The sequence below is a fragment of the Synechococcus sp. OH2 genome (genome assembly GCF_047462155.1).
Lineage (GTDB): Bacteria > Cyanobacteriota > Cyanobacteriia > Thermostichales > Thermostichaceae > Thermostichus.
The window spans coordinates 130,046-132,890 of sequence record NZ_JANSIR010000095.1; the positions used below are offsets into that span (position 1 = coordinate 130,046).

3 protein-coding genes and 2 tRNA genes are annotated in these 2,845 nt (G+C 61.0%); 3 read left to right on the forward strand and 2 right to left on the reverse strand.

The annotated features are described in order from the left end of the window. Positions 1–159 (forward strand): TRAM domain-containing protein (locus NW835_RS09085; RefSeq protein WP_414415163.1); only part of this gene is annotated, 159 nt, incomplete at its 5' end. On the opposite strand, the gene NW835_RS09090 is transcribed toward NW835_RS09085, so the two are convergent. After that, positions 159–230 (reverse strand) — tRNA-Thr (locus tag NW835_RS09090). The two genes, NW835_RS09085 and NW835_RS09090, sit on opposite strands and share 1 nt — an antisense overlap. A 4-nt stretch (positions 231–234) precedes the next feature. Continuing rightward, positions 235–320, reverse strand: a tRNA-Tyr gene (locus NW835_RS09095). Between the two features lie 140 nt (positions 321–460). On the opposite strand from NW835_RS09095, the gene lysA reads away from it, so the two are divergent. After that, positions 461–1,837: a diaminopimelate decarboxylase gene (gene lysA, locus NW835_RS09100; protein ID WP_414415108.1), complete on the forward strand. Its 1,377-nt coding sequence runs from the start codon at positions 461–463 to the stop codon at positions 1,835–1,837. Positions 1,838–2,070: 233 nt separating this feature from the next. After that, a partial coding sequence (gene cdaA, locus NW835_RS09105; RefSeq protein ID WP_414415109.1) for a diadenylate cyclase CdaA occupies positions 2,071–2,845 on the forward strand: 775 nt, incomplete at its 3' end.

The window sequence follows — 2,845 nt, forward strand, 5'->3', positions numbered from 1 at the left end:
GGCAACCGCATCGTCTTCTTCGACGGCGATCCCGAGCAATTGCAGGGATCCCTGGTGCCAGTGCGCATCACTGCTACGCGGGCTTTCTCTCTTAGCGGCGAGATTGTCAGGGCAGGGGAAGGGAAACCCCAACCTGCAGAGCTGGAAGTTTGCGCCTAAGCCCACGACGAGGATTGAACTCGTGACCTCCCCCTTACCAAGGGGGTGCTCTGCCACTGAGCTACGTGGGCGGCATGGTGGGCCGAGTTGGATTCGAACCAACGTAGGCGTAAGCCAGCGGATTTACAGTCCGCCCCCTTTAACCACTCGGGCATCGACCCACAGACGCTGGTTCCCTATAGTAGCAGAAAAAAGGATGTAAATGCCCAGGAGCAACCTCTGGGGGGTTGAGGGGATCTCTCCCCGGCCAAACTGGAGAGAAAACTTGGTAGGGTGGAAGACAGTCTTCTAGCTTGCGACTATGGTTTCAACCCTCGGCACGCCCCCTTCTGTCAAATCCGTTTCTCCCAACCAGTCGCTGCAGCCGTTAACCAGCCGCGTCAACAGCCAGGGCCACCTGGAGATTGGCGGCTGTGACGTGGTGGAGTTGGTACGTCAGTTTGGCTCCCCCCTCTACATCCTGGACGAATGGACCCTGCGGCAGGCCTGCCGCCTCTATCGCGACACCTGGGCCCGCTGCTACCCTGGACAATCCCAAGTCTTGTATGCCACGAAAGCCTGGAACTGCTTGGCCATCTGTGCTTTGGCGCTGCAAGAAGGGCTGGGGCTAGACGTGGCCTCCGGCGGCGAGCTGTACACTGCCCTGCAAGCAGGGGCCAGGGGTGAGGAGCTCTACCTGCACGGCAACGCCAAGTCGGCAGAGGAGCTGGCCATGGCCCTGGAGGTGGGCTGCACCCTGGTGGCGGATAGCCTCTACGAGCTGCAGCAGGTAGCTGCTCTGGTCACCCCTGAACGACCCGCCCGCTTATTGGTGCGGGTTAACCCCGGCATTGACGTCCACACCCATGAGTACATCCGCACCGGCCAAACCGACAGCAAATTCGGCATTGGCCAGTGGCAACTGCCGGAGGTGTTTGATTTTCTGGCAGCCCATCCCCAACTGCACTGCGTCGGGCTCCACGCCCACATTGGATCTCAGATTTTTGATCTGCAAGGACACCGCGACCTGGCGGGGGTACTGGCTCAGATCTGGCGGCAAGGGTTAGACAGAGGCCTGCCCCTCCAGGAGCTCAATGTGGGCGGCGGCCTGGGGATCCGCTATGTCGAATCCGACGATCCCCCGTCCATCCCAGAGTGGGTGGAAGCGGTAGCCACTGCCGTGCGGCAGAGTTTCACCGCCGCCGGGCTCCCCCTGCCCAAGGTGCTCTGCGAGCCTGGACGATCCGTGATTGGCCCGGCTGCTGTTACCGCTTATACCCTGGGGGGGCAAAAACGGATCCCGCCCAGCGAAGACCTTCCCGAAGGCCGCCTCTACGTCACCATCGACGGCGGCATGTCCGACAACCCCCGTCCTATCACCTATGGGGCCCGCTACACTGCCCTCTTGGCCAACCGCCCTGAAGCCGAGGCCACCCAGCGGGTAACAGTGGCCGGCAAACACTGCGAGTCGGGGGATGTGCTCTTGAAAGATGTGCTTTTGCCCAACCCAGCGCCTGGCGACGTCCTAGTTGTGTTGGCCACCGGGGCCTACAACTACAGCATGGCCTCCAATTACAACCGCTTCCCTCGGCCAGCGGCGGTGCTGGTCAACCAGGGTGAGGCCCAGTTGATCCTGCGGCGGGAAACTTATGCGGATTTGATCCGTCAGGACATCTTACCGGAGCGCTTGCAACGGTGAAGGGAAGAGATGGCTGCCTGTAACCGTTGCTGTTGAGGGGGGCTTGGTTTTTTCTGCAGCAGTGACCCCGCTGGCTCTCGGGCAGGAAAGACTGGAAGACAGGTAGGAGGTGAGTGGTAGGCTGGTCAGGGGGCCGCAGTCCAACAGGGGTTCCGGAACCAAAAGGTTCTGGGGCGCAGGATGGCGTAGGCAAAGGGTCCGCAACGAGGGGAGCGTGAACGGGGTTTTTCGGCATGCTGGCGGCCTTATGGGCTTGGCTACAGCAATTTAACGTTCTCAGCCTGTTGGACTGGGCTCTGGCCGTCTTGCTATTGGCTTTGGCCCTCTATTACACCCGCGAGAGCCGGGCCGGGGTGCTGGTGCGGGGATTTATGGTGCTCCTGGTGCTGTATCTGGCCACAGCCTCGCTGCCACTGGTGCACCTGATTTTGGATCGCCTGCTCCTTGCTGCGGCTATAGCGATGGGGGTACTCTTTCAGCCGGAGTTTCGGCGGCTCTTGGAGCAACTGGCAAAAGCCATCCGCATAGAGTGGGTAGATCCAGAAGGCAACGACGAGGACGACCCAGAGGAAGAGTTGGTGGAGGAGGTGGTGCAGGCGGTGCGAGAACTCTCTCAAAATCGGACAGGGGCGCTGATTGTGATCGAGCCAGATCAGCCAATCGACTCGCGGGTGTTCACCGATAAAGGAGTTCCTTTGCAGGCGCGGGTATCGCGGGAGCTCTTACAGACGATCTTCCAGACCTCGACGCTCCTGCACGATGGGGCTGTAATTATCCATCGGGATCGGATTCGCGCGGCAGGGGTGATCCTGCCGGTTTCGGAGCGAACTGCCTCTCGCCAACTAGGCACGAGGCACCGGGCGGCGATGGGGATCACAGAACAGGCCAATTGCTTGTGTATTGTGGTCTCAGAGGAGACGGGATCCATCTCACTGGCAGAAGGCGGACGCCTCGAGCGACCCCTGACCAGTGCCAAGCTACACGAACTGCTGGTGCAGCGGTTGCGTC